Genomic DNA, 24,693 nt, shown 5'->3' on the forward strand with positions numbered 1-24,693 from the left:
TGTGTTTAAGCGGTTTTAAAAATGACAATTGCCTGTTACCTACCTGTTTTAGGGTATGAACCGTACGCCGGGCACAGTTTATTTGAGCATGATGATACGGTTGCAACCGCTACGGCAATAAGTGCTATGTAAACTAATTTTTTCATGAAAATACTAAACTTAACTGTTTAACGGCTTTTAGCTATTTAAAGTTTCGGCAAGGGCGGCCATTTTAATGGCGGTAATAGCAGCTTCATCACCTTTATTACCATGTTTGCCACCAGCACGGTCAATAGCCTGTTGCTGGTTATCTGTTGTTAATACACCAAATATAACAGGTTTTGAGTATTTTATGGATACGTTGGCAACGCCATGTGCAACAGCATCGCAAATAAAATCAAAGTGACGTGTTTCGCCCTGGATCACGCAACCTAAACAAATTACCGCGTCAAGGCTTCCTTTTTTCAATAAAAGCTCGGCACCTGATGTAAGTTCGAAACTGCCTGGTACCTGGTATGAAAAAATATTTTCGGCCAGTGCGCCATTGTCAACAAGGCTTTTGTAAGCACCCTGGTAAAGGGCATTGGTTATTTCGGCATTCCACTCAGCCACTACAATGCCAAAACGGTATGGTGCTGCAGAAGGAATTTCGGTGTTGGAAAAATCAGAAAGGTTTTTTAAGTGAGTAGCCATGGTAGTGTTATTTCGGATTTCGAATGTTAGATTTCGGATTTAATTAATTTGATGTCCGATTTCGGATTTATTTGCAATTTATAGTTAAAAATGCTCATAAAATAAAAATGTTCGATTTCTGAATTATGTAAGCGATTATTCACTCCTCATAAGTCCGAAATCGAACATCCGAAATCCGATATTAAAAATTATAGTTTTGCTTCGGCGCGAGCTATGTACTCGTCGATATTTTGAGCTTCGGCGCTTTCAGGATATTCTGTTTTGATCCTTTTGTAAGAATCAACCGCATCTTTGTTGTTTTTTTGCGCTTCGTAGGTTAAGCCTAATTTTTTAAGGTAAAGCGGAGATAAGAATTTGTTTTTAGCCTTATCAACAGCTTTGCTGAAATAACTTACCGCTTTTTCGTAATCTTTCAGTTCAACATAGGCATCACCTGTGCTGCCAAATGCTTCGGCTGCTACCATGCTATCATCACCGCGGTAATTGGTAAGGTTATCAATAGCTTTGCGGTAATCGCCTTTGTTTAAATATGCAGTACCCAAGTAAAAGTAAGCAAGGTTTGCAGCTTTAGTATTGCTATAGTCAGTAATGATCTTTTCAAAACCAGGGAAGCCGGCATCGCCTTTAATGGCTTTATCCCAATTTTTTTGTTGCCAAAAATCCTGCGCTTTATACATTTGGTTAGCGGCAGTAACCTCCCGCGGACCTAAATACAATTTAACATAAATGAAATAGATCGCAATAAGGGCAACAATAGCCCCTAAAATAAATAATAAGCTTTTTTGGTTCTCGCGCACAAAATTGCCACTCTGACCAATGGTAGTTTCCGGTGCGTTAGCCTGGGTTTTTGACATTGTTGTTCTAAAATTAAGTTTGCAAAAATACGGTTTTGGAAATAACTGGCAATAGCTTTTGTATTAAATCTTTAAAGTTGGGTGAGTGGTTGATTGAGTTGATTGGGTGAGTAGTTGTTTTTGTCGATTAGCGAGTATTAAAAATAGGTTAAAAAGCTATGTTTTATTGGAGCATAACCATTCATTCAATTAACTATTCACCTAATAAACCTAATCAACCACTCACCTAAAAAACAACCACTCACCAAAAAACATTAACTTTGCCCTTCCATGTATCTCCAACAATTATCCGTTATCAACTTTAAAAATTACGATGAAGCCGAACTGGTTTTCAGCGAGGGGGTTAACGCGTTTACGGGGAATAACGGGGCGGGGAAAACCAATTTGCTGGATGCTATCCACTACCTATCATTATGTAAAAGTTATTTTAACCCGATAGATAGCCAGCAGATCAAGCAAGGAGCGGAGTTTTTTATCATCACGGGTACGTTTAATAAGAACGATCAGCCCGAAGCGGTGGCCTGCTCGGTTAAGCGGAATCAAAAAAAACAATTTAAGCGAAATAAAAAAGACTATCAGCGTCTGGCAGATCATATTGGTTTGTTACCATTGGTAATGATCTCACCATATGATATAAGTATCATTACTGAAGGGAGTGAGGAGCGCCGTAAGTTTATTGATAATGTGATATCGCAAACTGATAATCATTATTTGGACGAGTTGATCACCTATAATAAGATCCTCACCAACCGCAACGCGCTTTTAAAACAAATTGCCGATACCGGGAAGTATGATCCGGGACTGCTTGAGATAATCAACGACCAACTTACAGCATCGGGTAACCGGATCTTCGAACGTCGCCGTAATTTTATGGAAGGCTTTGTTGAGATATTTAACAAACACTACGATTTTATAAGCGATAATGCTGAACGTGTTGAACTGGTTTACGAATCGCAATTGCTAAACAATAGCTTTGAGGAGTTGCTGGAGAAAAGCATTAACCGTGATAGGGCGCTTGAACGTACAACTGCCGGTGTACATAAAGATGATCTGCAATTTAACATCCACGGCATGCCGATGAAAAAATTCGGATCGCAGGGGCAGCAAAAATCATTTTTAATTGCGCTTAAGTTGGCCCAGTACACTTTTTTATATCAGCAAAAAGGATTTAAACCGTTGTTGCTGCTGGATGATATTTTTGATAAGCTGGATGATAACCGGGTTACCAAGCTAATGCAGATGGTATCGAACAATGATTTTGGGCAGGTATTTATAACCGATACAGGTGTTGACCGCGTTGAGCAGGTTTTTAATAAGATTGGGGTTGCTGTAAAATTATTTAAAGTAAAGGAAGGGGCAATAGATGCGTAAAACTAACGACAAAACATTGAAGGAGGCCATTGAGCAAATGCTTAATGTTTATAAAATTAAACGCCGCTTTGATGAAACCGGTGTGGTTAACCTCTGGCCCGAACTTGTAGGCAAATCTGTAGCCAATCGCACAAAAGAGTTGTTTGTGCGGGATAAAAAGTTGTTTTTACGCATCGAATCGTCAGTAATAAAACACGAACTTACACTGATGCGTACGCAGATAATAGAAAAAATTAATGAAGAGGCGAAATCGGTATTGGTTGAAGAAATTATCTTCCTCTAAGCATCCTTAAGCCTTGTTGCTTAACCCTGATATCATCAGTAAGCTTAGAGTAGCAAAGAATGAATAAGCCAGGGATAGAAAACGCCAGCTGTGCTTCAGGATGATTTCTGTAAAGCATTATTGAGCCGATAACCAACAATACCAGTACAAGTACGTAGAATATATATTTTAATAGCGGCTTCATAATGGCTTTTTCTTGATCTTGTTATAATTAATGTAATACTGTTTAGGAGATTGTGAGGTAAAGTTACAAAAATTGAAACTATAATAACAAGATTTACGTAAACATTTTTCGGGTGTAACTTTTTTATTACAAATCACACCCGAAAAAGCGCGAATTAGAACCTTTCGAAAGCCGAAAAGAAGAAATTACCTTCAATATCAGCGTTCTCATCAGAGTCTGAACCGTGAACGGCGTTCTCGCCAATTGATTTAGCATATTTTTTACGGATAGTACCTTCAGCAGCATCTGCAGGGTTGGTAGCGCCTATAAGGGTACGGAACTCGGCAATAGCATTATCTTTTTCAAGAATAGCTGCTACAATAGGGCCCGACGACATAAAATCAACCAATCCCTGGTAAAAAGGACGCTCTTTGTGTACTTCGTAAAACTGACCAGCTTTTTCGGCTGATAACGCAGTGTATTTAAGCGCTACAATTTTGAAGCCGCCTTTAGTGATCATGTCTAAAATATCACCAATATGGCCGGCTGCAACAGCATCAGGCTTAATCATGGTGAATGTTCTGTTGGTTTTCATTTGAAATTGTTATTTTTTTTGATGGTTAACAGGCAAAACGTATTTGGTGTATTAGCTTAAAACTTCAAGCTATAAAAAACGCGCCCGAAATTTGGCGCAAAAGTAGGGTTTTACATCTGTAAGATAAAGCTTTTTGAATTAAATTAGATGGTTTGTATTTAATTAATTTATTTAGCTTTGCAACTCTTTTTTAAGAATTGATGTTAGATTTAGCCGCTCTTAGCGACCTTTTAAAGCAGCCTCAAAAAATAGTGATCACCACACATCATAAACCTGATGGTGATGCTATGGGCTCGTCATTAGGTTTATATAATTATCTTATTCAGCAAGGCCATCACGCCAAAGTGATAGCCCCTACAGACTATCCCGATTTTTTAAGCTGGCTGCCCGGTAACGAAAACGTTATTGTTTATACCGAAAGCAAGGAAGAAGCGGCTGTACTGATTGCCGAAGCCAAACTTATCTTTTGCCTCGATTTTAACGCACTTAGCCGTATTAATGATATGGGTGACCTCGTTGGCGCAAGTGATGCCTATAAGGTAATGATAGACCATCACCTGGAGCCGGCCGATTTTGATGATTACCGTCACTGGGATATCAACGCCTGTGCTACCGCGCAACTGGTGTATGACTTTATAGTTAATGAGCTCAAACACCCCGAACTTGTTAATAAAGATGTGGCTACCTGCCTTTACACAGGTATCATGACCGATTCGGCTTCGTTCCGTTTACCAAATACAACATCTGCAGTACACCGTATAGTTGCCAACCTGATTGATGCAGGTGCCGTAAACTGGCGCATTCATGAGTTGGTATATAATAATGCATCTGAAAGCAGGTTACGCTTTTTAGGTCACTGTTTGGCCAATTGCCTTGAAGTATTGCCCGAATACAATACCGCCATTATTGCCGTTAGTAAGCAAGATCTGGAAAGATTTGACGTTGAAACCGGGGATACCGAAGGTGTGGTTAACTACGCACTATCAATGGCAAGCATTAAGTTGGCCGCGTTTATTGTTGAACGTACAGATAGGGTAAAACTATCACTGCGCTCAAAAGGAGAGTTCCCTGCAAACGAGATCTGCAAAAAACATTTTAATGGCGGCGGTCACCGCAATGCTGCCGGTGGCCATTCAGACGCGCCTTTGGCCGATGTTATTGAACAATTTAAACAAATATTACCCGAGTATAAAAAACTATTAATACAGTAAAAATGAACAAAAAACTGATGTTTCTGGCACTTGCTACCATTGGATTTGCAGGTTGTAATGGTGGATTTAAGCAAGGCGATGGCGGCATGCTTTACAATATCCATACCTCAAAAGGTGGTGCTAAACTTAAAGAAGGCGATTTTGTAAGCCTTAACATGATCCTTAAAACTGATAAGGACTCAATTCTTAACAACTCGTACGATAGCGGCGCGCCTATTTACAGCCCAATGCCTAAAGTGCAAACCAAAGGCGATATTGTTTCTGGTTTATCATTATTAGGTGAAGGCGATAGCGCTACCATTAAAGTATCGGTAGATTCATTACGCAAAAACGGTCAGCAAGTTCCGCCTACATTTAAAGGCAAATACCTTGTTTATATCGTTAAAATTGAAAAAGTAATTGCTAAAGGCGCGCTTAATGAAAAAGTTTTCCAGGATCGTGTTATGCAATACATTAACGGCCAGAAAGATGCACTTAAAGCTAAAGAGCCTGCTAAAATAGATGCTTACTTTGCTGCTCATAAAGATCTGAAATTCACTAAAACAGCATCTGGCTTAAACTATGTGATCACTACCCCAGGTAGCGGCCCTAATGTAGCGCCACATGATACTGCTATCATTAACTATACCTTAAGACTTACTACAGGTAAAGTGATTGAAACCAGCGAAAAAGCTGTAGCTGTAAAAGAAAAAATGTCTATCAACCCAATGAACCCTTACCAGCCTATCCCGGTTGTTATTGGCGAAGGCAGGGTAGTTAAAGGTTGGGACGAAGGTTTCCAATTGTTTAACAAAGGCACCAAAGCAGTTATGGTTATCCCATCATCTTTAGGTTATGGCGATCAGGGCAGCCAGCAAATGCAGCCTTATACTCCGCTTGTATTTGAAGTTGAATTGGTAAACATCAAACACCCGGATCCAAACGCTCCAAAACCGGCTGCACCGCAAATGCCGATGCAAATGCCTACAACTGCACCGGCAACTAAATAATTGATTTTTAATACAAAGCCTTTCCTGCTTAAACCAGGAAAGGCTTTTTTATTTATACCTCATGAAAAAGCACTTTTCTTATTTATTAGTTTCGGCCTTAGCGGCATTTGCCTCAACGGCCAACGCACAAACCGAAGGCTTGCAAAAAACCGATAAAGGCTCATTTTATAAAATATTTACAGCTAACCCCGGCGATAAGCCGAAGCTTAATGATGTGATCACTTTTAACTTTATCCAAAAAACGGATAAAGATTCGGTATTGTTTAGCAGCTATGCCGCAGGTAAGCCAGCTCAGGCACAAATTCAGGAATGGCGTGCTTTGGGCGACATGATGGATGTATTTCCGTTACTTGCTGCCAAAGATAGCGCACTGGTAAAAGTTCCTACCGATTCGGTTTTTAAAGGCCATGAAGAGGCCCGTCCCCCGTTTTTTCCAAAAGGAAGCTATCTTACTTTCATCATCAAGATGGAAAAGATCCAATCATTAAATGATGCTATTGCCGAGCGTAATGCAGGTTTAGAGAAACTGAAACAAGCAGAAGCTGTAGATAGGGATAAATATATCGCTGCCAAAGGCCTTAAACCGCTTACTACTCCATCTGGCTTAAAATATATTATCACCACCCCTTCGGCAAAAAGAAAACCGCTTGCAGGTGATACCGTATTGGTAAACTACACCGGTAAAACGCTTGATGGTAAAATGTTTGATAGCAGTATTGAGGCTAACGCTAAGGCTGGTGGTTTAGAGCAACCAGGCCGTACATATGAGCCTATCAGCGTTGTTTTAGGCGAGCACCGCGTAATACAAGGCTGGGAAGAAGGCTTGCTTTTGCTGAACGAAGGTTCGAAAGCAACGTTCATCATCCCATCATCAATAGGTTACGGCGACCGTGGAAACGGGCCATCCATTCCGGGCTATAGCACCTTGTTGTTTGATCTGGAATTGGTAAAAGTGAAACCAGGCAAGCACGTAGCACCCAAGCCAGCTGTCGGCAAAACTCCGGTTAGAAAGGCCGGTGCGAAAAAGCCTGTAGCTAAAAAGAAAAGCTAAATAGAAAAACCTCCTGCAAAAACCAGGAGGTTTTTTGTTTAATATCACCTGGCTTTAATTAAGCCGGATGATACTTTACGGCAATAAATTCGTTATTACATAGTTCAAAGGTTTATTTTTGCAGCATGGTTTTAACCGACACGCACACCCATTTATACTACGAAACCATTCCTGAAAAGCGCAAAGCATTAATGCAGCGCTGTATTGATAATCAAATTACCCGTTTGTTTTTACCTAACGTTGATGCCGCTTCTACGGCGTTGATATACGGCCTGGTTGAAGAGTATCCGCAATATTGTTACCCCATGCTGGGCCTTCACCCATGCGATGTAAAGGAAAATTGGGAGGCCGAACTAACGGCCATTATGAATGCCCATCAGCAAAATAAGATCTACGCTATTGGCGAGATAGGTATCGACCTGTATTGGGATAAAACCCATTTAAAAGAGCAGGTTGATGCTTTTGTAAAGCAGATAAACTGGGCAAAAAGCCTCGATCTGCCTATAGTGATTCATTGCCGCGATGCTTTTAATGAAGTGTACGAAGTACTGCAACAGGAAGCCGACGATAAACTGCGCGGAATTTTCCACTGCTTTGGCGGTACAGTTGAACAGGCCCAAAAAGTGATCGACCTTAATTTTTACCTGGGGATAGGAGGCGTTGTTACCTACAAAAACTCAGGCCTTGATAAAGTTGTACAGGAAATTGACTTAAAACATATCGTTTTAGAAACAGATTCTCCGTACCTTACCCCCGTTCCGTTCAGGGGTAAACCTAATGAAAGTTCGTACCTGGTGTATATTGCCCAAAAGGTAGCCGAGCTTCACCAAACAAGCATTGAAAAAGTGGCCGAGGTCACTACCGAAAATTCCAGGCTTGTGTTCGGAATTTAAAATTGTTTAATATTTAAAACAGCATATAACTTAATTAATGAGCCAAATTTTAATCATCTATACCGGAGGGACAATAGGTATGATGAGTGATCCGGTTACAAAGGTGCTCAAGCCTATTAACTTTGAGCAAATAATGGATAATGTGCCCGAGCTTGAAAAGCTTAATTGCCGTATCAAAGTACACTCGTTTGATGAGATCATCGATTCATCAAACATGAACCCGCAGATCTGGAGCGAACTTGCCGGTTTGATCCAGGCTAATTATCATGACAATGATGGCTTTGTGATTCTGCACGGATCTGATACGATGGCGTACACTGCATCAGCATTAAGTTTTATGTTAGAGAACTTAGGCAAGCCCATCATTTTCACAGGTTCGCAATTACCTATCAGCGCTATCCGTACTGATGCGAAGGAGAACCTGATGACAGCTATTGAAATAGCTAAAGCCAAAAAGAACGACCGTGCCCGTGTGCCGGAAGTTTGTATCTATTTTGATTACAAACTTTTCCGTGGTAACAGGGCTTTTAAATATAACTCATCAAAGTTTGAGGCCTTCCGCTCGCCAAACTATCCAATCCTGGCCGAGTCGGGCGTGCACCTACGCTTCAGTGCCAATGATATCAGGCACCCGGAAGAAGAGAGCGCATTGATCATCCACAATAATTTAGTGGCCGACGTTGGTGTATTGAAATTATATCCGGGCATCAGCCCTAAAGTGGTTGAGAATATTTTAAGTGCCGATGTGCGCGGCATAGTGATGGAGACATTTGGTGCAGGTAATACCACAACCGATAGCTGGTTTATCGATCTGCTTAAAAATGCTATCAACAGCGGCAAAGTGATCCTGGATATTTCGCAATGTAAAGTTGGCACAGTTGAACTTGGCCGCTACGAAACCAGTAAAGACCTTAAAGAAATAGGCGTAGCCAACGGCTATGATATGACCTTCGAATCGGCTGTTACCAAAATGATGTACCTGCTTGGCCAAAGTGATGACCCATTGCAGGTGAAAGAATGGTTGGAGACTGATTTGAGGGGAGAGATTACGGTATCGTAGTTTAGAGAGATATAACCAAACGTCATTGCGAGGAACGAGGCAATCCCCGATTAGCAGGTCCGCCCTGTATAGCTCGCGATTGCTTCGTACCTCGCAATGACGTCTTTTTTATTCCTCCGGCCTGAACATCGCCACCAAATTTTTCAATCCATCCACAGAATGCAGTGAGTCCGTCTGTTCCAGTGTAACAGCAGCGGTTTCTGATGCCCTTTTGCGCATCTGCGTTTCGTAAGCTGCAATAGCATCATGTGTATTGGAAAAATTCTCGCTTAATAAGCATTCGGCTAATTCCAATGCATCCAGCATGGCCATATTCACACCTTCACCAGCATAGGGAGGCATCAGGTGGGCGGCATCGCCAAGCATGGTTAGGTTTGGCAGGGCCTGCCAGGTTTGATCTAAGGGCATACAGTATTGTGGTCGGGGAATAAACACCGGCTCAGTGTTTTCAAAAAGCTCATCCCAAATTTCACCCCATCCGGCAAACTCCTGTTTAAACCAGGCAAACACTTGCGCTTTATTTTTAAAATCGATACGGCTATCCTGCAGCCATGTTTCGGTGGTTTTTAGTCCCGCGTAAAATACCAGGCTGCCATCGCCTTTCGAGCTTACTATCAGTGTTTTTGCATCATCCAAGGCAAATATTTTACCGCCATTTAATAGCTGATGAACTTTGGGGCTATTCTTCTCTGAGTTATAAACCGCACCTTCAATCACGCTGACGTCTACGTAAAAAGGTTTGATATCAGTTATGTACGGGCGGATTTTAGAGTTAGCGCCATCTGCGGCTATCACTATATCGGCATAAGCTGTTGTGCCATTTTTAAACTCCAGTTTAGTTACGCCATCCTGCTCGCCGAGGGATACAAATTGGCTATCCCAAACTACTGTATCCGGCTGAAGAGATTCGAGGAGGATTTTTCTTAGCGGCCCGCGATCAATTTCGGGGCGATTGTATGGGCCACCTTCTGCACCATGTTCATCTAAAATAATTGCACCGCTTTTATCGGTCACCCTAAGCCTATCTGCTCCGGGACGATAGTTGGCATTGAAGGCATCCATTAGTCCGGCCGCTTCCAGGGCCTTCAAGCCCGATTCTTCATGCAGGTCGAGTGTGGCACCTTGTACCCTTACATCTTTATTAACGTCGCGTTCGTAAACTTTTACGTTGGCACCATTCATTTGCAAAAGGCGGGCAAGGGTTAAGCCACCGGGACCGCCGCCTACAATGGCTATATTTTTGTTTTTAATTGCTTTCATCTTGTTATTGTTTTAAAAGACCTTTTATTACGATGTCGCAACATTCGGCTACAACCTCGTTGGTAATGATCTGCTTTGGCCTGTCGGCATGATCAAAGTATTCGTTTACTAATTCAAGCAGTGGTGAAAACAACAATGCCCGCTGCACATCAAAAGGCAGGTCGCGAATCACACCCGCTTTTACATTTGCTTCCGTAAACCGGTGAATGGGTGCAAAAAACTGCCCTTGCTGAATATTTTCCCGTTGATAAGCTTTGTTAAGCAGGGGAGATGATTTGCCGTACAGCATCAGCGAGAAATGCGGTTTGTTGTTTTTTAGATATTCGAAGGCGTTGAACCATAGTTTTTTAACACCCTCGGTAAATTTCATCTGCTCATCAAAATCTTTAAGGATAGCAGCTTCATAAGCGCCTAAAACCTCGGTGATGAAAAGCTTGATCAGCAGATCTTCCTTGTCCTCATACTTAATGTAGATGGTACGCGGAGATACCCCGGCTGCCTTGGCCAACTTTTGCATGCTGAGGTTTTCAAGGCCTTCGGTAGCGATGATCTCCAATGCTATGGTGCGAATAGCTTGTTCTTTCTCTAAGTTTTTAGGGCGCATAAGCTGTTGAATTAAAATTCGATACAATTGTAAGTAAATGTTTATTTACTTACAATGTTTTTTGAAATTATGACAATTGGACGAGCGCACAAAGGAGAGAAGACCTTTTGGGGTTTAAATATGTATGTTGAAGATGTTAAGCACGCGAAGACGCAGAGACACTAAGGAGAGGCTAACTAAAACTATTAAACATTATACTGCACGTCATTGCGGGGTACGAAGCAATCCCCAACTGTATAGGGCGAATTTGCTTGGCCGATCTGCCTCTCGGGGATTGCTTCGTGCCTCGCAATGATGACTTTTGTATTTTTAGACGGGGCTTTAGGTTGCCTTATCTATCCGCTAAAATATCCTTTTATTAATTATCGCCATAAAACCCTCTTTAAATTTTTCGCTTACCGGGATATGTTTATCGGCAATATAAATATGATTGTCCTGAATTTTTATCAGTTGTTTGGTATTTACAATGTAGGAGTTATGTACCCGCACAAAGGGGGCAGAAAGTTGCTCTTCAATGTCTTTTAATCTGCGATAGATCAATAATTGCTCCTGCCGGGTAACCAGGCGCACATATTCTTTCTCACCCTCAAAATATAAGATCTCATCTAACAGGATCCGGCGCAGCACCTTGCCCGATTTTACGAAGAAATAACCCTCATCCACTGCATCCGCTTTTTGTGCAATAGGTTCCGGTTTGCCAAAGTAAGCTTCAATTTTTTGCTGTGCTGCCAAAAAACGTTTCAGGGTGATGGGTTTCAGCAGGTAATCGATAGTTTGATAGGTATAGCTTTCGGCGGCGTATTCCGAGTAAGCCGTAGTAAATACAATTTTGGTTTGGGGCGGCAATAGGCCCGCCAGTTCCATGCCGGTGAGTTGGGGCATGTTGATATCCAGAAAAATGAAATCAACCTTGTTGGTTTTTAAAAAAGCAAGCGCTTCGAGGGCATTATAGCATTTGGCTTTAAGCTGCCATTGGGTACTTTGCTGTACCAGCATTTCGAGCAGGTTAACCGCGTTGGGCTCATCATCAATTATAATGCAGCTTAAATTCATGATACCGGAATTTTTAGGTACGCTGCAAAAGTATTGTTGCTTTTATCAATTTTTAGCTCAAAGTTTTCCCCGTAAAGCATGCTCAGCCTTTTGGTTAAATTAACAATGCCAAACCCTGTAGACCGGTTGCCTGTTGTTTCGGCATGGATGGCGTTATTGGTTTTAAAAAACAGGTAGCCATCCTGTTGCACCAGCGATATACCGATGAGGTTTTGCTCGCTCGTTTTATCGATGCCATGCTTAAAAATATTTTCAACAAAAGTCATGAGCAGCATGGGCGGGATGCGGAGGTCTGAATTGAAGCTCTTCTCAAAAAATACCACCACCTCATGCCTGATCCTTATTTTTTCTAAAGCTATATAATTTTCAATAAACTGTACTTCAGTGCCAATGGCTACATCGTCTTTAGGGCTTTCGTCAACAAAATAGCGCATAATATCGCTTAGGCGCTCAATTAGTCCGGCCGTTCTGGGGGCCTCACGGTATGCTTCGTAATAAATATTGTTGAGGGTGTTGAACAAAAAGTGCGGTTGCACCTGCGATTTTAGCAAATTCAGCTCGGCCTGGCTTTTTTGTACCATGATCTCTTCGGTTTGCTGCTTTAGCTTAAAATAGGCTATCGCGATGCGGAATATCAGGCTCATTACAAAGATGAGTATCCCGCCCGAAGCATATTTGATTATCGCCTCTTCTGTAATGGATTCAGGCGTTTTAGCAAAACATGTGTTATAAATCCAAAGTGTTAAATACCCTCGAACTACCCCCGTTATCGCTATAAAAATAATAACCAGTAAAATATACCAAACGTACCTGCCTTTTTGATAAAATACCGGGAACAGGAACGAGATGTTACCGTAAATGATAATAGCATAAAAAGCCGTGTTCACAATAGTGTAAACTGCCGACTGCCCCGGCCCATCCATCGGTAAATATGAAAAAAACAGCAGCAATGCCACCGACAGCCATACCAAAAGCTGAAGTTGAATAAGCGTAAGCTTGCTTTTAAAAAGTTGCATGTTTAAAATTACAAAGCTTTTGGCGGGTTGATATGGGTTTTAAATAGATGCCGGTATTTATTCAATAATTAGCCTCTAATTTTAAATAAATGGGCCTACAGGCATGTTGTTGAATAATTATGGTTGATTACTAAAAAGAAAGCAATGTTGGTTTAAACGGCTTTACGGCATGTTTAATAAAAGGCAGTTTTGAGCTATTAACAGCGAAATATCCTTATCAAACACAACCATTATGAAAACTGAACAATTAGCCGAAAAAATAGCAGCCCTTGGTTTAACCCTTTTATTACTGCTCTCGCATGCTCCTAAAGTATTTGCCCAGACAGATACCATACGCGTAAAAGATAAACGCCTTATCACCGCAAACCTTAAACCCGGTTTAAACCAATACCTGGTGTACTTTCAAAACTCGAAAGATAGCCGAAGCCTTAAATTCTGGCTTTGGCTGCGCGATATCAGGCTGGAGAATAGGAACGGCGAAAAAGTTTTCACCGTTACCCAGCATTGGTACGGAAACGACAGTACTTCATATCGCTCTATCTATTCAATAAATAAAGCAGCCGATTTTACTCCGGTTTATCATTCAGAAACCATCGGGAAAAAAACAAAAGCCTTTAACTGGTTTTCAGATAAGATACTGAGCGCCGATACCGTAACCAACAACGAGGCCAAGGATTTTAAGTACGATTTTCCCTTCGCCAATTTTAACTGGAACCTGGATATCGAAACTTTCGAGATGTTGCCCCTTGCACAAGGTAAAAGCTTCGCCATTCCGTTTTTTGAAGCAGGTATGCCTGCACCGCTTTATGTATTGTACAAAGTAACCGGCAGTGAGGTAATTACCACATTGGATGGTAACAAAGTTGATTGCTGGAAACTGTATAACGAAAGCGATTATAATGGTCGCCACTTTACCGAAACCTATTGGATCAGCAAAAAGAACCATGAATTTTTAAAAGAGGAAGATGCTTTTGGTGGAGGGTATAGATATAAAGTTAAAATGATGGGGGCGGCGGTTAATTTATTGCCGAGGTTTGTGAAGTAAAATATATCCCATAAAAAACAGCCGGGGCTATGATAGTCAAATCATAGTCCCGGCCTCATTATAGATCAGTTAATAGTTTGCTATTGATTTAGCCCGAAAGCTTCCCAGCCCGATGCTGTTGCGCGGGTACAGGTCATGGCTTGGGTTCCGTTCTCGCTCGAGATAAATTTGCCGTTGTTGCCGCGTAGGGTGATCTTACCGTCGGCAGCTACTATCCAGTCAAATTTTTCCCAGTCGCCTGGTGTGGTGCGGTTACAAGTGATAGCTTGGGTTCCGTTTTCTGATGATACGTATTTGCCCATGCTGCGCAGGTAAATTTTACCTGCCCCGGCATCAAGTACAGTGAAGTGCTCCCAATCGCCTGCTGTGGTACGGGTGCAGGTCATGGCTTGCGTGCCGTTTTCGCCGCTTACATATTTATTATTGAAACCCTTAAGTGAGATCACCGTGCCGATAGGCGGGTTACTGCTTGTTGGCGGGGTTGAAGTACCGTTAATAACCGAACTAATTGCCGATAACAGCGAGTTAGCGCCCGAAACATCCTGCGATAGTTCCCACATCATGATACCGCCGCCTTGGTTAATGGCCAGCGTGGTTTTGCTTTTAATGGTTGGGATACCGTTGTAGCCAATACCATTCCATGTATCAGAATTAGGGCTACCGCCACCTGCCAAAATATCGGCATATGAGGTATATGGCTCCCTGCCATAAAATGGAACACCTAAAATAGCCTTTGCTTTAGGCAAGCCCCTGCCTATCCAATAGTTTAATGAAGTTTGGGCTAAAGCATAAGTAGAGTGGTTTGGTCCGTCGCCATCGTAAGCCATGAGGTTAAGGAAATCAACAACGCCGAAAACGCTGTTCAATACGCTTGAGCCATCGTTTGATATCACTGCTGCGGTAAGCAATTTGCCCTGGTTATGCAGCGCTGTGCTTAGTGACGACATCAGCGTAGCATAGTTATTGGCCGATGCACCGTCATCAGGATATTCCCAGTCTATATCGATACCGTCCAGATTGTATTGGTTGGCAAAGTTTACCAGGTTGGTTACAAAGTTATTGCGCGATGTTGAGTTGGCAGCCAACGTTTCGAAGGCGCTATCGTTACCATCATTCCAGCCGCCAAATGATACCAATACTTTCACGCCGTTGGCATGGGCAGTTGAAACAAGGCTTTGCAGTTTGGATACGTTATCTACCGGACCTATACCGCCCGAGGCCGTAGGCGCAACAAAGGCATAATTTACGTGGGTTAATTTCGAGATCTGGGTGGCGCTAACGGCCCCTGCCCAGCTTGGCAGGTAGCCCACTACTTTAAAGCCGGGAACAGCATCAACATTAACAGCCTTTTGAGGCGCGTTGTCAAGCGGGCTATTTGGCTGATTTGGTGAAAAACTGTCTTTACGACAAGATGAGAATGCAAAGAACACTACTGCTATGTACCATAGCAGGCGGGAGTTTAAAGTTTTTTTCATAATAGGTTGTTTTATTGGTGGATGGATGTGGTATGCAGGGTGTTAAAAGAGCGGTGGAATTGTGCGATTCCCTCCCTTGGGAGGGGGGCGATAGGGTGTGCGGTGGCAGGGAGGGGTTTATACGCCAGGCTTCTTCGATATTCATGGCGATGAAACCCCTCCCTACACCCTCCCAGGGGAGGGAATCGCACATTCCCGTGCTTTTGAGGAAAAACTATAATGTTACTGGTTTCAACCCAAAAGCTTCCCAGCCCGATGCTGTTGCACGGGTACAGGTCATGGCTTGGGTGCCGTTCTCGCTCGAGATGAATTTGCCGTTGTTGCCGCGTAGGGTGATCTTGCCATCGGCGGTAACTATCCAGTCAAATTTTTCCCAATCGCTTGGTGTGGTGCGATTGCAGGTGATGGCTTGCGTGCCGTTTTCTGATGATACATATTTGCTCATGCTGCGCAGGTAAACTTTACCGGCACCGGCGTCAAGTACGGTGAATTTTTCCCAATCGCCGGCCGTAGTACGGGTGCAGGTCATGGCCTGGGTGCCGTTTTCGCCACTTACATACTTACCGTTGAAACCTTTAAGGGTAATTACGGTGCCAATAGGCGGGTTGGTGCCCGTAGGCGGAGTGGTTGTACCACCGGTAATTACCGAGTTGATGGCCGAAAGCAGAGAGTTAGCCCCCGAGGCATCGCCACCCAGATCCCAGATCATCATACCGCCGGCCTGGTTAAGTGCCAGCGTGGTTTTACTTTTAATGGTTGGGATGCCGTTGTAACCGTAGTTTTGAAAAGTATCAGAGTTGGGACTACCGCCTATAGCCAAAACATCTACGTAGTTTTTGGTCATATAATCATAACGGTTATCCCTTGCATAAAACGGAACGCCCAGTATGGTTTTGGCAGCAGGTAAACCACGACCAGCCCAGTAATTCAAACAATCAACAGCCGATTGATAGGTAGAGTGCTGGAAGTTGTTATCATCATAATCCATAATGTTTATCCAATCCAATATGGTAAACATGTTATTGGTTACGTACGATGCGCCAACCGAAATAGAGGCGATGGTACAAACCCTGCCGCCATTGTGCATAGCGGTTGAAAGCTGTTGCAGCAAGGTGTAAAAGTTGGTGGTTTCGGTACCTGCAGATGGAAATTCCCAGTCGATATCCACGCCGTCAATACCGTACTGATTACAGAAGTTAACCATGTTGTTAACAAATGTGGTACGATAGCCTGAGTTAGCTACAATAGAGTGGAAGGCATCGCCACCACCACCGCCGCCAACAGATATGATCACTTTTACATTGTTGTTGTGCGCGTTAGTAACCAGGCTGGTAAACTTAGATAGGTTATCCAGTGGATTTAGCCCACCGGAGTTGGTTGGCGTAAGGAAAGCGTAATTAATGTGGGTTAGTTTGCTGTACTGAACCGTATTAACATCGCCCTGCCAGCTTGGTAAATAACCTATCACTTTAAACGAGGCAATAGGTACGGCATTGTTTGGCGATACGGCTTTACTGTCGCCACTTGGGGTAGGGGCATCGCCGGTTTTAAACTGGTTCATGTTATCCTTTTTACAGGATGAGAATGCCGCCAGCACAGCCAGCGTGAGGCCGAGGAGATAAGAGTTAATTTTTGATCTCATAAGTTAATTGTTAAGTGGTGTTTGATGTATTTATGTATAGGTTTATAATTGGCCTGGTAATAAAAACATCGCCTGTTAACTCATTTTTATAATACTTATGAATATCTGATACTAATATCCATTATAGGGCGTTAATAGGCTTTATAGATGTTTTGGTATGAGTAAAATTATATAAACATCTTATTATAAATACCTTATAATAGGCCCAATACGGCTCAATCACAAGCGTAGTAGTGCTTTTGTAGTGTGAAACCGGCCCGTAAACGCAGCTTTTGCCATTAATTTTTTTTAGGCCGATACGCTTAACTCACAGTTTATTTATTGTTTTTGATTGAAATATGGCATTTTGATATAGGTTTAACCATGCTGTTAAAACCATATAAGCGGATGGCGGATAGGTAAATTGCGGATAACTTCCTCAACCTTAGGGTTATGGTCGAGGTTTTTCCAGGTGTTGAACCAGTTGTTTTCGTGATAGGTATCGGCACCAAACAGTAAAAAGGGTTGTGCTACAGGCCAGTTATCCCAATACATTACATCGGGTTTTAATGCCCATTTGCTTTTATCGGCTACAAAAGGATATAAATAGCTGATGCCTTTTTTAATGGATTTACCATCGGTGGTTTCAAAGTTCCAGAGGTTATCTTTTGGGGTGGATAAGATCTGGCAAAGCATGGTCATGGCATCTAAATTAAATATGGAATAGCCATAAGGTTTGGTGCGCTCAATCTCTAAGGGAAAACTACCATCGGTACCCATTTGCCTTGGCAGCAGGATGGTTTTGTATCTCGCTCTTAATGAATCAAGCACAGCCTCGTTATTGCAAAGTTTGGCAAATGAGGCTACCTGCATGGCCCAACAGGTGGCGTGGTTGTTTTTAACTTCTTTTTCCTGAATGCCAGGCTTGCTGGTTGTGAGCCATTCGGTGTACATGGCAAACCATTGTTTAATGTATTTAACGGTTTTAGCATCTATAGCTTTCTCCATCACTATAACACCCTGGGCAACTTCCATCAGGTGGATGGTATCTATAATGCCGTAATTCCTGCCGGTAAATTGCCCTTTAACAGCTTGTGCAAACCACAGACTTGGGTTCATCAAGGTTTGCTCATCAATAAACCAGGCTTTAAGGTGTACTACCGCCTGATTAACATATTTAACATCGCCGGTTATTTTATAGGCTGATGCCAGCGCGCCGATAATTTTGCTAAAGCGGATCATGGCTTTGCGATGTTCTACAAAATTATCGGGGTTGGTCATGCCGTCGCGGTTAATGTAGGGGCCATCCGGGTTTTGCGGGTTGGGCCAAAAATAATCGGCTTCCGAAAAGAAATCGTGCTTGCCGCCTGCGCTTCGGGGAGACGATGAGGCGGTTATGGTAATTGGTTGTTGCTGCATGGCCCAGGCAGCTTCGGCTAAAACTTGTTTTTTAAGCAGAGCTTCAGCAGCTTTTTCTATGGGAGATTGATCGGGTTGCGATGGTTTATTGGTAAACGCGCAGCTTACTGCAATTAAAATAACAGCTAATAGGTTTTTCATGGCGATGGTTATATATGGTGCGCCAAGATAAGGATACGCTAAGAAACCGGGTTGATGTTTTTGGCTTGTAGGGGATTTGAAGGGGCGAGAAGTATTTTTCGCTAAGGTTTTTAAGTTGAATAGTTCGAGAATTTAAGCACGCAAAGGCGCGAAGACGCTAAGTTTTTTAAGGTGAATAGTTTGAGAATTTTAAGTACGCAAAGCTAAGTCGCAAAGTTTGGCTATAAAAACCTTAGCGTCTTCGCGGCTTTGCGTGCTTTAAATAACCCGAAGCTAAGCTTCATAACCCTCATTGGCATAACTATTGATTAAATAATCCACACCGTAACGTAAAAAGCGTTGTTCAGCTATAAAAATATGGTTGTGCACTATAAACAATATGCCAACGTTTTTTATGTTTACACAAATACTTAGAAAATGAAAACTCTAAAAACATCCTTATTTGCCCTTTCCGTAGCAGTTTTAGCTATTACTACACAGGCCTGTAAAACCAAAAAAGCTGTTGTGCAAACACCGCCGCCAGCTGCTCCTGTTCAGCAAACTCCGCCGCCACCGCAACCAACTCCGCCACCGCCGCCAGCACCAACTCCGCCACCGGCCCCGGCTAAACCCGACTATAATTTTACCAATATCCAGTTTGAATTTAACTCGGCAGTGTTAAAAACCGCCTCGTACCAAACTTTGGATCATATTGCAGCCGAACTGAAAAAAGATCAATCGGTTAAGTTTATCCTTAACGGTAACGCATCTGCCGAAGGTACTGCCGAGCACAACTTGTCGTTATCTACAGATAGGGCAAACTCGGTAAAACTTTACCTGATAAACAGTGGTGTTAAAGCCGATAACCTTACAGTTAAAGGTTGGGGCGAAAGCAAACCAATTGCCGATAACAGCACCGAAGAAGGCCGCGTATTAAACCGCCGCGTTGAAGTTAAGGTAGCTGAATAATAATTAAGCTCCTTTTTAATAATACAAAGGCAGCCTGCAAAACAGGCTGCCTTTTTTTGTTGGGGGCTATTTGTAGATTGGAATATGGCGAACAGGGTAACGGTGCGGATACCAAAGTGGACAGTTAATATGTACGGATAAATTGTTTAAGATGACAATATTAGATAGATTTACATTGATTATAAACCATGTAAAGTTGCTGTCTGCCTGAAAGATAAGTGACGTTTTAAACCTATTTACCGAACACATCCGCTATGCAAAGCTTATTGAAAAACGCTATATTTTGTTTGTGTCTGCTGCCGTTTTGTGTAGTAGCCAAACCTTTGCTACAGAATGATACCCAAAAACATACTGATACGGTAGAGCAAGCAGCAAACATTGTACAAAAACTTAAAACTTATAACGAAACCCATACCATCGAAAAAGCATACCTGCACTTTGATAAGCCATATTATGCAGCCGGCGATACGATATACTTTAAAGCCTACCTAACCGAAGGCCAGGAGCACGAGCTATCAACCATTAGTGGGGTTTTGCATGTAAACCTGATTAATGCCGCTGGTAATATAAAGCAGGAGATAGCACTTCAGTTAAACAATGGTATTGCCTGGGGCGATTTTGCATTGCACGATACCTTGCCAAAAGGTAATTATCGGGTTCGCGCTTACACGCAATGGATGCGCAACAGCAATAACTTTTTTGAACGGGAAATAAGGGTGGGTGCCTTAGGAGTTGATAAAGTACCCGAAAGCGCTAAAAAACAACCATCCCTGGCAGATAACAAAACCGACCTGCAATTTTTTGCCGAAGGGGGCACCCTGATTACCGCACTTAGCAATAAAATAGCTTTTAAGGCTGTTGCTGCTGATGGAAAAGGAATCGATATTAAAGGCGTTGTTTTTGATAGCGATAACAGGCAGATTACCTCATTCGTATCAACCCATTTGGGGATGGGCTATTTTATGTTGAGCCCCGAACCTGGTAAGACTTACCGGGCGATATTTACTGATACCACGGGCATTGAACAAAACGTCAAACTGCCCAAACCTGTTAATGAAGGCATCGCGTTAGCGGTTGATAATGATGACGTAGCGAAGGCATCGATTAAAATAAATGCCAGCGATATTTTTTATCATGAAAATAAAGATAAAACTTTGACGCTGATTATCTATTCGGGTGGCACGGCAGTTACTGTATCATGTAAACTGGATAGTCAAAGTATCGCGCTTGATATTTTAAAACGCCGCCTAAAAACCGGGATAACCAGGATCGCCCTATTTAACGATAACAATGAGCCGCTTTGCGAACGCTTGATATTTGTACAGAATTACGATCAGTTGAGTTTAACAGTAAGCAGCGATAAAACAGGGTACAGAAGGCGGGAACTAATTAATCTAAACCTGGACGTTAAAAACCGGGCAGACAGCCCGGCCGCTGGCCATTTTTCGATATCAGTAATTGACGAAGGCAAAGTGCCCGTTAACGAGAACGACGAACACACCATATTAACCAACCTGTTACTAACCTCCGATTTAAAAGGTACCGTTGAGCAGCCTAATTACTATTTTGCCAATATTAACGACGAAACCCAGCACAACCTCGACCTGGTAATGCTCACCAATGGTTACCGCGGGTTTGAGTGGAGGCCGCTGGTAACCGATGCTTACCCTGCTATCGCTTTTCAACCTGAAAAAGGACTTAGCATTAGTGGTAACGCGAAAACTCTCGGTGGCAAAATGTTAAACAGCGGAACGGTATCATTAATAAGATCATTTCCTGAAACACAGCTGTTAACCCGGGCAATAAGCAGCGATGGCAGCTTTAAATTCAGCGATCTGCTTTTTACCGATTCGTGCAAGTTTATACTACAGGCTGTTAATGGAAAGGGTGCGAATACTACCATGCTTACTTATAAAAAAGATGCTACACCTTTGATCCCTACTTTAAACAGCAGTATGATACAGGATGTTAATTTATCTATGAGTGACTATCTTGAAAATAGCAGGCTTAAATATGATGATTACCTCAGGTACAATAAAGTTAAATTACTTAAACAGGTTAATATCAAGGCCGTTAAGCGGAATGATAATTATCGGTCGTCGGCATTAGGTGGGCCGGGAAGCGCTGACCAGGTGATACATATAGGTGAGCTTCCTGTTTCGGGGTCGCTAAGTCAGATGCTTGCGCCAAGGGTACACGGAGACAGGGCACGTAGTTTGCTGCAAAATGATCATGCTTTAATACTTATGGATGGTGTACAGATAAATGGCAGCCTGGGCTTTAATAGCCCGGTTGATATAATAAGTGCATCAGATGTTGAAACGGTTGAGCTTTTTTACGGACCGAGCGCGGCGCTATATGGAATGCGCGGAGGCCAGGGTGTAATTGTGATAAACACTAAAGCAGGGGGCGGTTTGCAGCCTAAAGATATTTCATCAACGGGTATCCTCCCCATAACAGTGCCCGGTTTTTATAAAGCACGGGTATTTTATTCGCCAAAATATGAAAGCCTGGAAGAAAACGGTAGCCGGCCCGATTTGCGCAGCACCATTTATTGGCAGCCTGAATTAATTACGGATAAGGACGGCCATGCCTCATTAAGTTATTTTAATGCTGATGGGCCTGGTCCATATCGAGTGGTTATTGAGGGGATAGATGAAAATGGTAATTTAGGTAGGCAAGTTTACCGATATAATGTGCATTAATGAGAAGTTAAAAGTATTATCCATCATGTGATATCAGGTAAGGAGCAATCGCGAACTATACAGGGCCGCCCTGCTTCCGTGCGATTGCTTCGTGCCTACCCATGACATGTTTAAAAATGGGTGTCATGCTGAGCTTGTCGAAGCATGGTGGGCAGGGCCTCTGCTCGCGACCCTTCGACAAGCTCAGGGTGACAGGCCGACCCATAATGTCATATAATCCTTCGGAGGCGACTGCTTTTACTTACTCGCAATGACGTGTCGTTATATTTAATCCTCCAAAAATCGTTGCGTTTTAGCGCCTTCGCGTGCAAAAAATCCCCTCTTAGCCCCTTTCCTCACAAAATTGATACGATTTTACCAACTATTGAACCGTTTTGTGTAAAAGGATTGTTTTAATTTGGGCCGAGAGAAACTGTTTACTGCGTAGCATGTTCGTGCATGCAAATATTGATTTTGTTTATCTTCGGTTTTTTGAAGGTAGATAATTTATAAACCTGCGCCGTACAGCACCTTAACACCTATGAGTAAACGTAAATTATTTACAGGCCTGTTTTTAATTGGCACTGCTGCTTTGGCTTCTGTAGCCTGGCAAGTGGTACCGAAAAGCAAACAACCGGCCCCTCCCAAAAAACGACCGAACATCATCGTGATCCTGGCCGATGACCTCGGCTTTTCGGATATTGGTTGTTATGGGGGAGAGGTTAAAACGCCTAATCTGGATTATCTTGCCCAAAACGGAATCCGCTATACGCAGTTTTATAACACTTCGCGTTGCTGCCCAACAAGGGCTTCGTTACTTACAGGTTTATATAACCAGCAAGCCGGCATAGGCAAAATGACCGATGCCGAGGATGAGCCGGGATATCTTGGCCATATTACCGATAATGCGGTAACTATTGCCGAGGTTTTGAGATCGGCAGGGTATCATACCGCCATGAGTGGCAAGTGGCATGTATCTAATACCAACGGGCAGCCCAATGCTAAAGACCAGTTGGATTGGCTGAACCACCATAAAGATTACCCCGAGTTTTCACCTATAAGCCAGTATCCAACCAGTCGCGGCTTTGAAAAGTTTTTTGGTACCATTTGGGGCGTGGTTGATTTTTATGATCCATTTAGTTTGGTGAGTGGTACTACGCCAATTAAAACTGTTCCGAAAAACTATTACCATACCGATGCCATTAACGATACGGCTGTGGCTTACATTAAGGGCTACGCAAAATCATCCAAGCCATTCTTTTTATATGTAGCGGAAAATGCCCCGCACTGGCCGCTTCAGGCTAAGCCAGAAGATATCGCCAAATACAAAGACACCTACAAAGCAGGCTGGCAAGCTATCCGCGAAGCGAGATACAAAAAAATGGTGCGTTTAGGTTTGATCGACCCAACAAAAACCAAACTATCCGACCGCTGGAAAGGCGACCTGGATTGGGATAAAAACCCAGCCAAAGAGTGGGACGCTATGGCCATGGCCGTACACGCCGCCATGATTGATAGGATGGATCAGGGCATTGGGCGCATCATTAACGCGCTTAAACAAACCGGTCAGCTGGATAATACGCTGATTGTTTTCCTGTCGGATAATGGTGCAAGCGCCGAAAATTGCGCCGCTTATGGCCCTGGCTTTGATCGCCCTAACGAAACCCGCGACGGGCGTAAAGTAATTTACGCTACCGAAAAGCAGGCTATGCCCGGCCCCGAAACTACTTATTCATCTATAGGGCAGCGTTGGGCTAATGTAGCCAATACGCCTTACGAATACTGGAAAGCCGAATCATACGAGGGTGGGGTACATACCCCCATGATAGCTTACTGGCCAAAAGGAATTTCGGCACCAAAAGGAGGTTTCAATAGCCACATGGGGCATGTGATGGATTTCATGAGCACCTTTGTTGAACTGTCAGGGGCTAAATATCCTACCACTTATAAAGGCCATACTATTCAACCAACCACAGGTATCAGTTTAGTGCCAACCTTTAGCGGCAAGCAAACCGGCGGTCATGAGGATTTATTTAACGAACACTTTGGTGCCCGCTACGCGCGTTTAGGTAACTGGAAACTGGTATCGTTAAGTAATGATACCACCTGGCATTTGTTTGATATGGCTAACGATAAAACCGAAACAACCGATTTAAAAACCAAATACCCGGCAAAAGTGCACCAGTTGGATAGCTTATGGCACATTTGGGCCGATACGCATAAAGTGTTCCCGAAGCCGGGCAAAAACAGTAAATAATAATTCCCCAACAATAAATTAAAACCAA

General features: G+C 42.8%; 22 protein-coding genes. 11 read left to right on the forward strand and 11 right to left on the reverse strand.

Annotation, left to right across the window (positions count from 1 at the left end; genetic code table 11):
- Window positions 1-177 precede the first annotated feature (177 nt).
- Window positions 178-672, reverse strand: a complete 495-nt coding sequence (gene ribH / locus AAFN85_RS04200; protein ID WP_347525705.1) for a 6,7-dimethyl-8-ribityllumazine synthase — start codon at window positions 670-672, stop codon at window positions 178-180.
- A 188-nt stretch (window positions 673-860) separates the two neighbouring features.
- The gene (locus AAFN85_RS04205) at window positions 861-1,526 is read right to left on the reverse strand and encodes a tetratricopeptide repeat protein (RefSeq protein WP_347525706.1); all 666 of its coding nucleotides are present in this window, start codon (window positions 1,524-1,526) and stop codon (window positions 861-863) included.
- A 270-nt stretch (window positions 1,527-1,796) separates the two neighbouring features.
- Here AAFN85_RS04205 and AAFN85_RS04210 point away from each other — a divergent pair, with 270 nt between their 5' ends.
- Both AAFN85_RS04210 and AAFN85_RS04215 read left to right on the forward strand, forming a co-directional pair.
- Window positions 1,797-2,897 carry a DNA replication/repair protein RecF gene (locus AAFN85_RS04210; RefSeq protein WP_347525707.1) on the forward strand — a complete coding sequence of 367 codons (1,101 nt, stop codon included), beginning with the start codon at window positions 1,797-1,799 and terminating at the stop codon, window positions 2,895-2,897.
- Window positions 2,890-3,180 carry a DUF721 domain-containing protein gene (locus tag AAFN85_RS04215; RefSeq protein ID WP_347525708.1) on the forward strand — a complete coding sequence of 97 codons (291 nt, stop codon included), beginning with the start codon at window positions 2,890-2,892 and terminating at the stop codon, window positions 3,178-3,180. The genes AAFN85_RS04210 and AAFN85_RS04215 overlap by 8 nt, the downstream gene beginning before the upstream one ends.
- Here the strand turns inward: AAFN85_RS04215 and AAFN85_RS04220 are convergent.
- Together AAFN85_RS04220 and AAFN85_RS04225 are read right to left on the reverse strand one after the other, a co-directional pair.
- On the reverse strand, window positions 3,167-3,364 hold the full coding sequence (locus tag AAFN85_RS04220; protein WP_347525709.1) for a hypothetical protein: 198 nt from the start codon (window positions 3,362-3,364) through the stop codon (window positions 3,167-3,169). The genes AAFN85_RS04215 and AAFN85_RS04220 overlap by 14 nt on opposite strands.
- A 154-nt stretch (window positions 3,365-3,518) precedes the next feature.
- Window positions 3,519-3,938, reverse strand: a complete 420-nt coding sequence (locus AAFN85_RS04225) for a nucleoside-diphosphate kinase (protein ID WP_347525710.1) — start codon at window positions 3,936-3,938, stop codon at window positions 3,519-3,521.
- A 200-nt stretch (window positions 3,939-4,138) separates the two neighbouring features.
- Between AAFN85_RS04225 and AAFN85_RS04230 the strand changes: the two genes are divergently transcribed.
- From AAFN85_RS04230 to AAFN85_RS04250, 5 genes are all read left to right on the forward strand, one after another.
- Window positions 4,139-5,149: a DHH family phosphoesterase gene (locus AAFN85_RS04230; protein ID WP_347525711.1), complete on the forward strand. Its 1,011-nt coding sequence runs from the start codon at window positions 4,139-4,141 to the stop codon at window positions 5,147-5,149.
- 2 nt (window positions 5,150-5,151) lie between these two features.
- The gene (locus tag AAFN85_RS04235) at window positions 5,152-6,138 is read left to right on the forward strand and encodes an FKBP-type peptidyl-prolyl cis-trans isomerase (protein ID WP_347525712.1); all 987 of its coding nucleotides are present in this window, start codon (window positions 5,152-5,154) and stop codon (window positions 6,136-6,138) included.
- Between the two features lie 61 nt (window positions 6,139-6,199).
- Window positions 6,200-7,189: an FKBP-type peptidyl-prolyl cis-trans isomerase gene (locus tag AAFN85_RS04240; protein WP_347525713.1), complete on the forward strand. Its 990-nt coding sequence runs from the start codon at window positions 6,200-6,202 to the stop codon at window positions 7,187-7,189.
- A gap of 125 nt (window positions 7,190-7,314) precedes the next feature.
- Window positions 7,315-8,082, forward strand: coding sequence for a TatD family hydrolase (locus AAFN85_RS04245; protein ID WP_347525714.1), 768 nt, complete (start codon window positions 7,315-7,317; stop codon window positions 8,080-8,082).
- Window positions 8,083-8,119: 37 nt separating this feature from the next.
- Window positions 8,120-9,142 carry an asparaginase gene (locus tag AAFN85_RS04250; RefSeq protein WP_347525715.1) on the forward strand — a complete coding sequence of 341 codons (1,023 nt, stop codon included), beginning with the start codon at window positions 8,120-8,122 and terminating at the stop codon, window positions 9,140-9,142.
- A gap of 108 nt (window positions 9,143-9,250) precedes the next feature.
- Here the strand turns inward: AAFN85_RS04250 and AAFN85_RS04255 are convergent, their stop codons facing one another.
- The 4 genes from AAFN85_RS04255 to AAFN85_RS04270 all read right to left on the reverse strand — a co-directional run bounded on the left by AAFN85_RS04255 (window position 9,251) and on the right by AAFN85_RS04270 (window position 13,075).
- A complete protein-coding gene (locus AAFN85_RS04255) occupies window positions 9,251-10,402 on the reverse strand; it encodes an NAD(P)/FAD-dependent oxidoreductase (RefSeq protein ID WP_347525716.1) in 1,152 nt (383 codons plus the stop codon).
- A gap of 4 nt (window positions 10,403-10,406) precedes the next feature.
- Window positions 10,407-11,006, reverse strand: coding sequence for a TetR/AcrR family transcriptional regulator (locus AAFN85_RS04260; protein WP_347525717.1), 600 nt, complete (start codon window positions 11,004-11,006; stop codon window positions 10,407-10,409).
- 342 nt (window positions 11,007-11,348) lie between these two features.
- Window positions 11,349-12,059, reverse strand: coding sequence for a LytTR family DNA-binding domain-containing protein (locus tag AAFN85_RS04265; protein ID WP_347525718.1), 711 nt, complete (start codon window positions 12,057-12,059; stop codon window positions 11,349-11,351).
- Window positions 12,056-13,075 (reverse strand): sensor histidine kinase, encoded by a 1,020-nt coding sequence (locus AAFN85_RS04270; RefSeq protein ID WP_347525719.1) that lies wholly within the window; start codon window positions 13,073-13,075, stop codon window positions 12,056-12,058. Before AAFN85_RS04270 ends, AAFN85_RS04265 begins: the two co-directional genes overlap by 4 nt.
- A gap of 232 nt (window positions 13,076-13,307) precedes the next feature.
- Between AAFN85_RS04270 and AAFN85_RS04275 the strand changes: the two genes are divergently transcribed.
- Window positions 13,308-14,120: a hypothetical protein gene (locus tag AAFN85_RS04275; RefSeq protein WP_347525720.1), complete on the forward strand. Its 813-nt coding sequence runs from the start codon at window positions 13,308-13,310 to the stop codon at window positions 14,118-14,120.
- 80 nt (window positions 14,121-14,200) lie between these two features.
- Here the strand turns inward: AAFN85_RS04275 and AAFN85_RS04280 are convergent, their stop codons facing one another.
- From AAFN85_RS04280 to AAFN85_RS04290, 3 genes are all read right to left on the reverse strand, one after another.
- Entirely contained in the window at window positions 14,201-15,595 is a 1,395-nt protein-coding gene (locus tag AAFN85_RS04280) for a glycosyl hydrolase family 18 protein (RefSeq protein WP_347525721.1), read from the reverse strand.
- 214 nt (window positions 15,596-15,809) lie between these two features.
- Window positions 15,810-17,237, reverse strand: a complete 1,428-nt coding sequence (locus tag AAFN85_RS04285; RefSeq protein WP_347525722.1) for a glycosyl hydrolase family 18 protein — start codon at window positions 17,235-17,237, stop codon at window positions 15,810-15,812.
- Between the two features lie 369 nt (window positions 17,238-17,606).
- Window positions 17,607-18,776 carry an alginate lyase family protein gene (locus tag AAFN85_RS04290; protein WP_347525723.1) on the reverse strand — a complete coding sequence of 390 codons (1,170 nt, stop codon included), beginning with the start codon at window positions 18,774-18,776 and terminating at the stop codon, window positions 17,607-17,609.
- Window positions 18,777-19,193: 417 nt separating this feature from the next.
- Between AAFN85_RS04290 and AAFN85_RS04295 the strand changes: the two genes are divergently transcribed.
- The 3 genes from AAFN85_RS04295 to AAFN85_RS04305 all read left to right on the forward strand — a co-directional run bounded on the left by AAFN85_RS04295 (window position 19,194) and on the right by AAFN85_RS04305 (window position 24,665).
- Window positions 19,194-19,724 (forward strand): OmpA family protein, encoded by a 531-nt coding sequence (locus tag AAFN85_RS04295; RefSeq protein ID WP_347525724.1) that lies wholly within the window; start codon window positions 19,194-19,196, stop codon window positions 19,722-19,724.
- 254 nt (window positions 19,725-19,978) lie between these two features.
- Window positions 19,979-22,429, forward strand: coding sequence for a TonB-dependent receptor plug domain-containing protein (locus tag AAFN85_RS04300; RefSeq protein WP_347525725.1), 2,451 nt, complete (start codon window positions 19,979-19,981; stop codon window positions 22,427-22,429).
- 520 nt (window positions 22,430-22,949) lie between these two features.
- A complete protein-coding gene (locus tag AAFN85_RS04305) occupies window positions 22,950-24,665 on the forward strand; it encodes an arylsulfatase (RefSeq protein ID WP_347525726.1) in 1,716 nt (571 codons plus the stop codon).
- Window positions 24,666-24,693: the final 28 nt, after the last annotated feature.

The organism is Mucilaginibacter sp. CAU 1740, assembly GCF_039839285.1.
In the GTDB taxonomy this organism is placed as follows: domain Bacteria; phylum Bacteroidota; class Bacteroidia; order Sphingobacteriales; family Sphingobacteriaceae; genus Mucilaginibacter.

Coding starts and splice junctions, on each gene's coding strand:
- ribH (WP_347525705.1), bottom strand. CDS start 672: ATGGCTACTCACTTAAAAAACCTTTCTGATTTTTCCAACACCGAAATT.
- AAFN85_RS04205 (WP_347525706.1), bottom strand. CDS start 1,526: ATGTCAAAAACCCAGGCTAACGCACCGGAAACTACCATTGGTCAGAGT.
- AAFN85_RS04210 (WP_347525707.1), top strand. CDS start 1,797: ATGTATCTCCAACAATTATCCGTTATCAACTTTAAAAATTACGATGAA.
- AAFN85_RS04215 (WP_347525708.1), top strand. CDS start 2,890: ATGCGTAAAACTAACGACAAAACATTGAAGGAGGCCATTGAGCAAATG.
- AAFN85_RS04220 (WP_347525709.1), bottom strand. CDS start 3,364: ATGAAGCCGCTATTAAAATATATATTCTACGTACTTGTACTGGTATTG.
- AAFN85_RS04225 (WP_347525710.1), bottom strand. CDS start 3,938: ATGAAAACCAACAGAACATTCACCATGATTAAGCCTGATGCTGTTGCA.
- AAFN85_RS04230 (WP_347525711.1), top strand. CDS start 4,139: ATGTTAGATTTAGCCGCTCTTAGCGACCTTTTAAAGCAGCCTCAAAAA.
- AAFN85_RS04235 (WP_347525712.1), top strand. CDS start 5,152: ATGAACAAAAAACTGATGTTTCTGGCACTTGCTACCATTGGATTTGCA.
- AAFN85_RS04240 (WP_347525713.1), top strand. CDS start 6,200: ATGAAAAAGCACTTTTCTTATTTATTAGTTTCGGCCTTAGCGGCATTT.
- AAFN85_RS04245 (WP_347525714.1), top strand. CDS start 7,315: ATGGTTTTAACCGACACGCACACCCATTTATACTACGAAACCATTCCT.
- AAFN85_RS04250 (WP_347525715.1), top strand. CDS start 8,120: ATGAGCCAAATTTTAATCATCTATACCGGAGGGACAATAGGTATGATG.
- AAFN85_RS04255 (WP_347525716.1), bottom strand. CDS start 10,402: ATGAAAGCAATTAAAAACAAAAATATAGCCATTGTAGGCGGCGGTCCC.
- AAFN85_RS04260 (WP_347525717.1), bottom strand. CDS start 11,006: ATGCGCCCTAAAAACTTAGAGAAAGAACAAGCTATTCGCACCATAGCA.
- AAFN85_RS04265 (WP_347525718.1), bottom strand. CDS start 12,059: ATGAATTTAAGCTGCATTATAATTGATGATGAGCCCAACGCGGTTAAC.
- AAFN85_RS04270 (WP_347525719.1), bottom strand. CDS start 13,075: ATGCAACTTTTTAAAAGCAAGCTTACGCTTATTCAACTTCAGCTTTTG.
- AAFN85_RS04275 (WP_347525720.1), top strand. CDS start 13,308: ATGAAAACTGAACAATTAGCCGAAAAAATAGCAGCCCTTGGTTTAACC.
- AAFN85_RS04280 (WP_347525721.1), bottom strand. CDS start 15,595: ATGAAAAAAACTTTAAACTCCCGCCTGCTATGGTACATAGCAGTAGTG.
- AAFN85_RS04285 (WP_347525722.1), bottom strand. CDS start 17,237: ATGAGATCAAAAATTAACTCTTATCTCCTCGGCCTCACGCTGGCTGTG.
- AAFN85_RS04290 (WP_347525723.1), bottom strand. CDS start 18,776: ATGAAAAACCTATTAGCTGTTATTTTAATTGCAGTAAGCTGCGCGTTT.
- AAFN85_RS04295 (WP_347525724.1), top strand. CDS start 19,194: ATGAAAACTCTAAAAACATCCTTATTTGCCCTTTCCGTAGCAGTTTTA.
- AAFN85_RS04300 (WP_347525725.1), top strand. CDS start 19,979: ATGCAAAGCTTATTGAAAAACGCTATATTTTGTTTGTGTCTGCTGCCG.
- AAFN85_RS04305 (WP_347525726.1), top strand. CDS start 22,950: ATGAGTAAACGTAAATTATTTACAGGCCTGTTTTTAATTGGCACTGCT.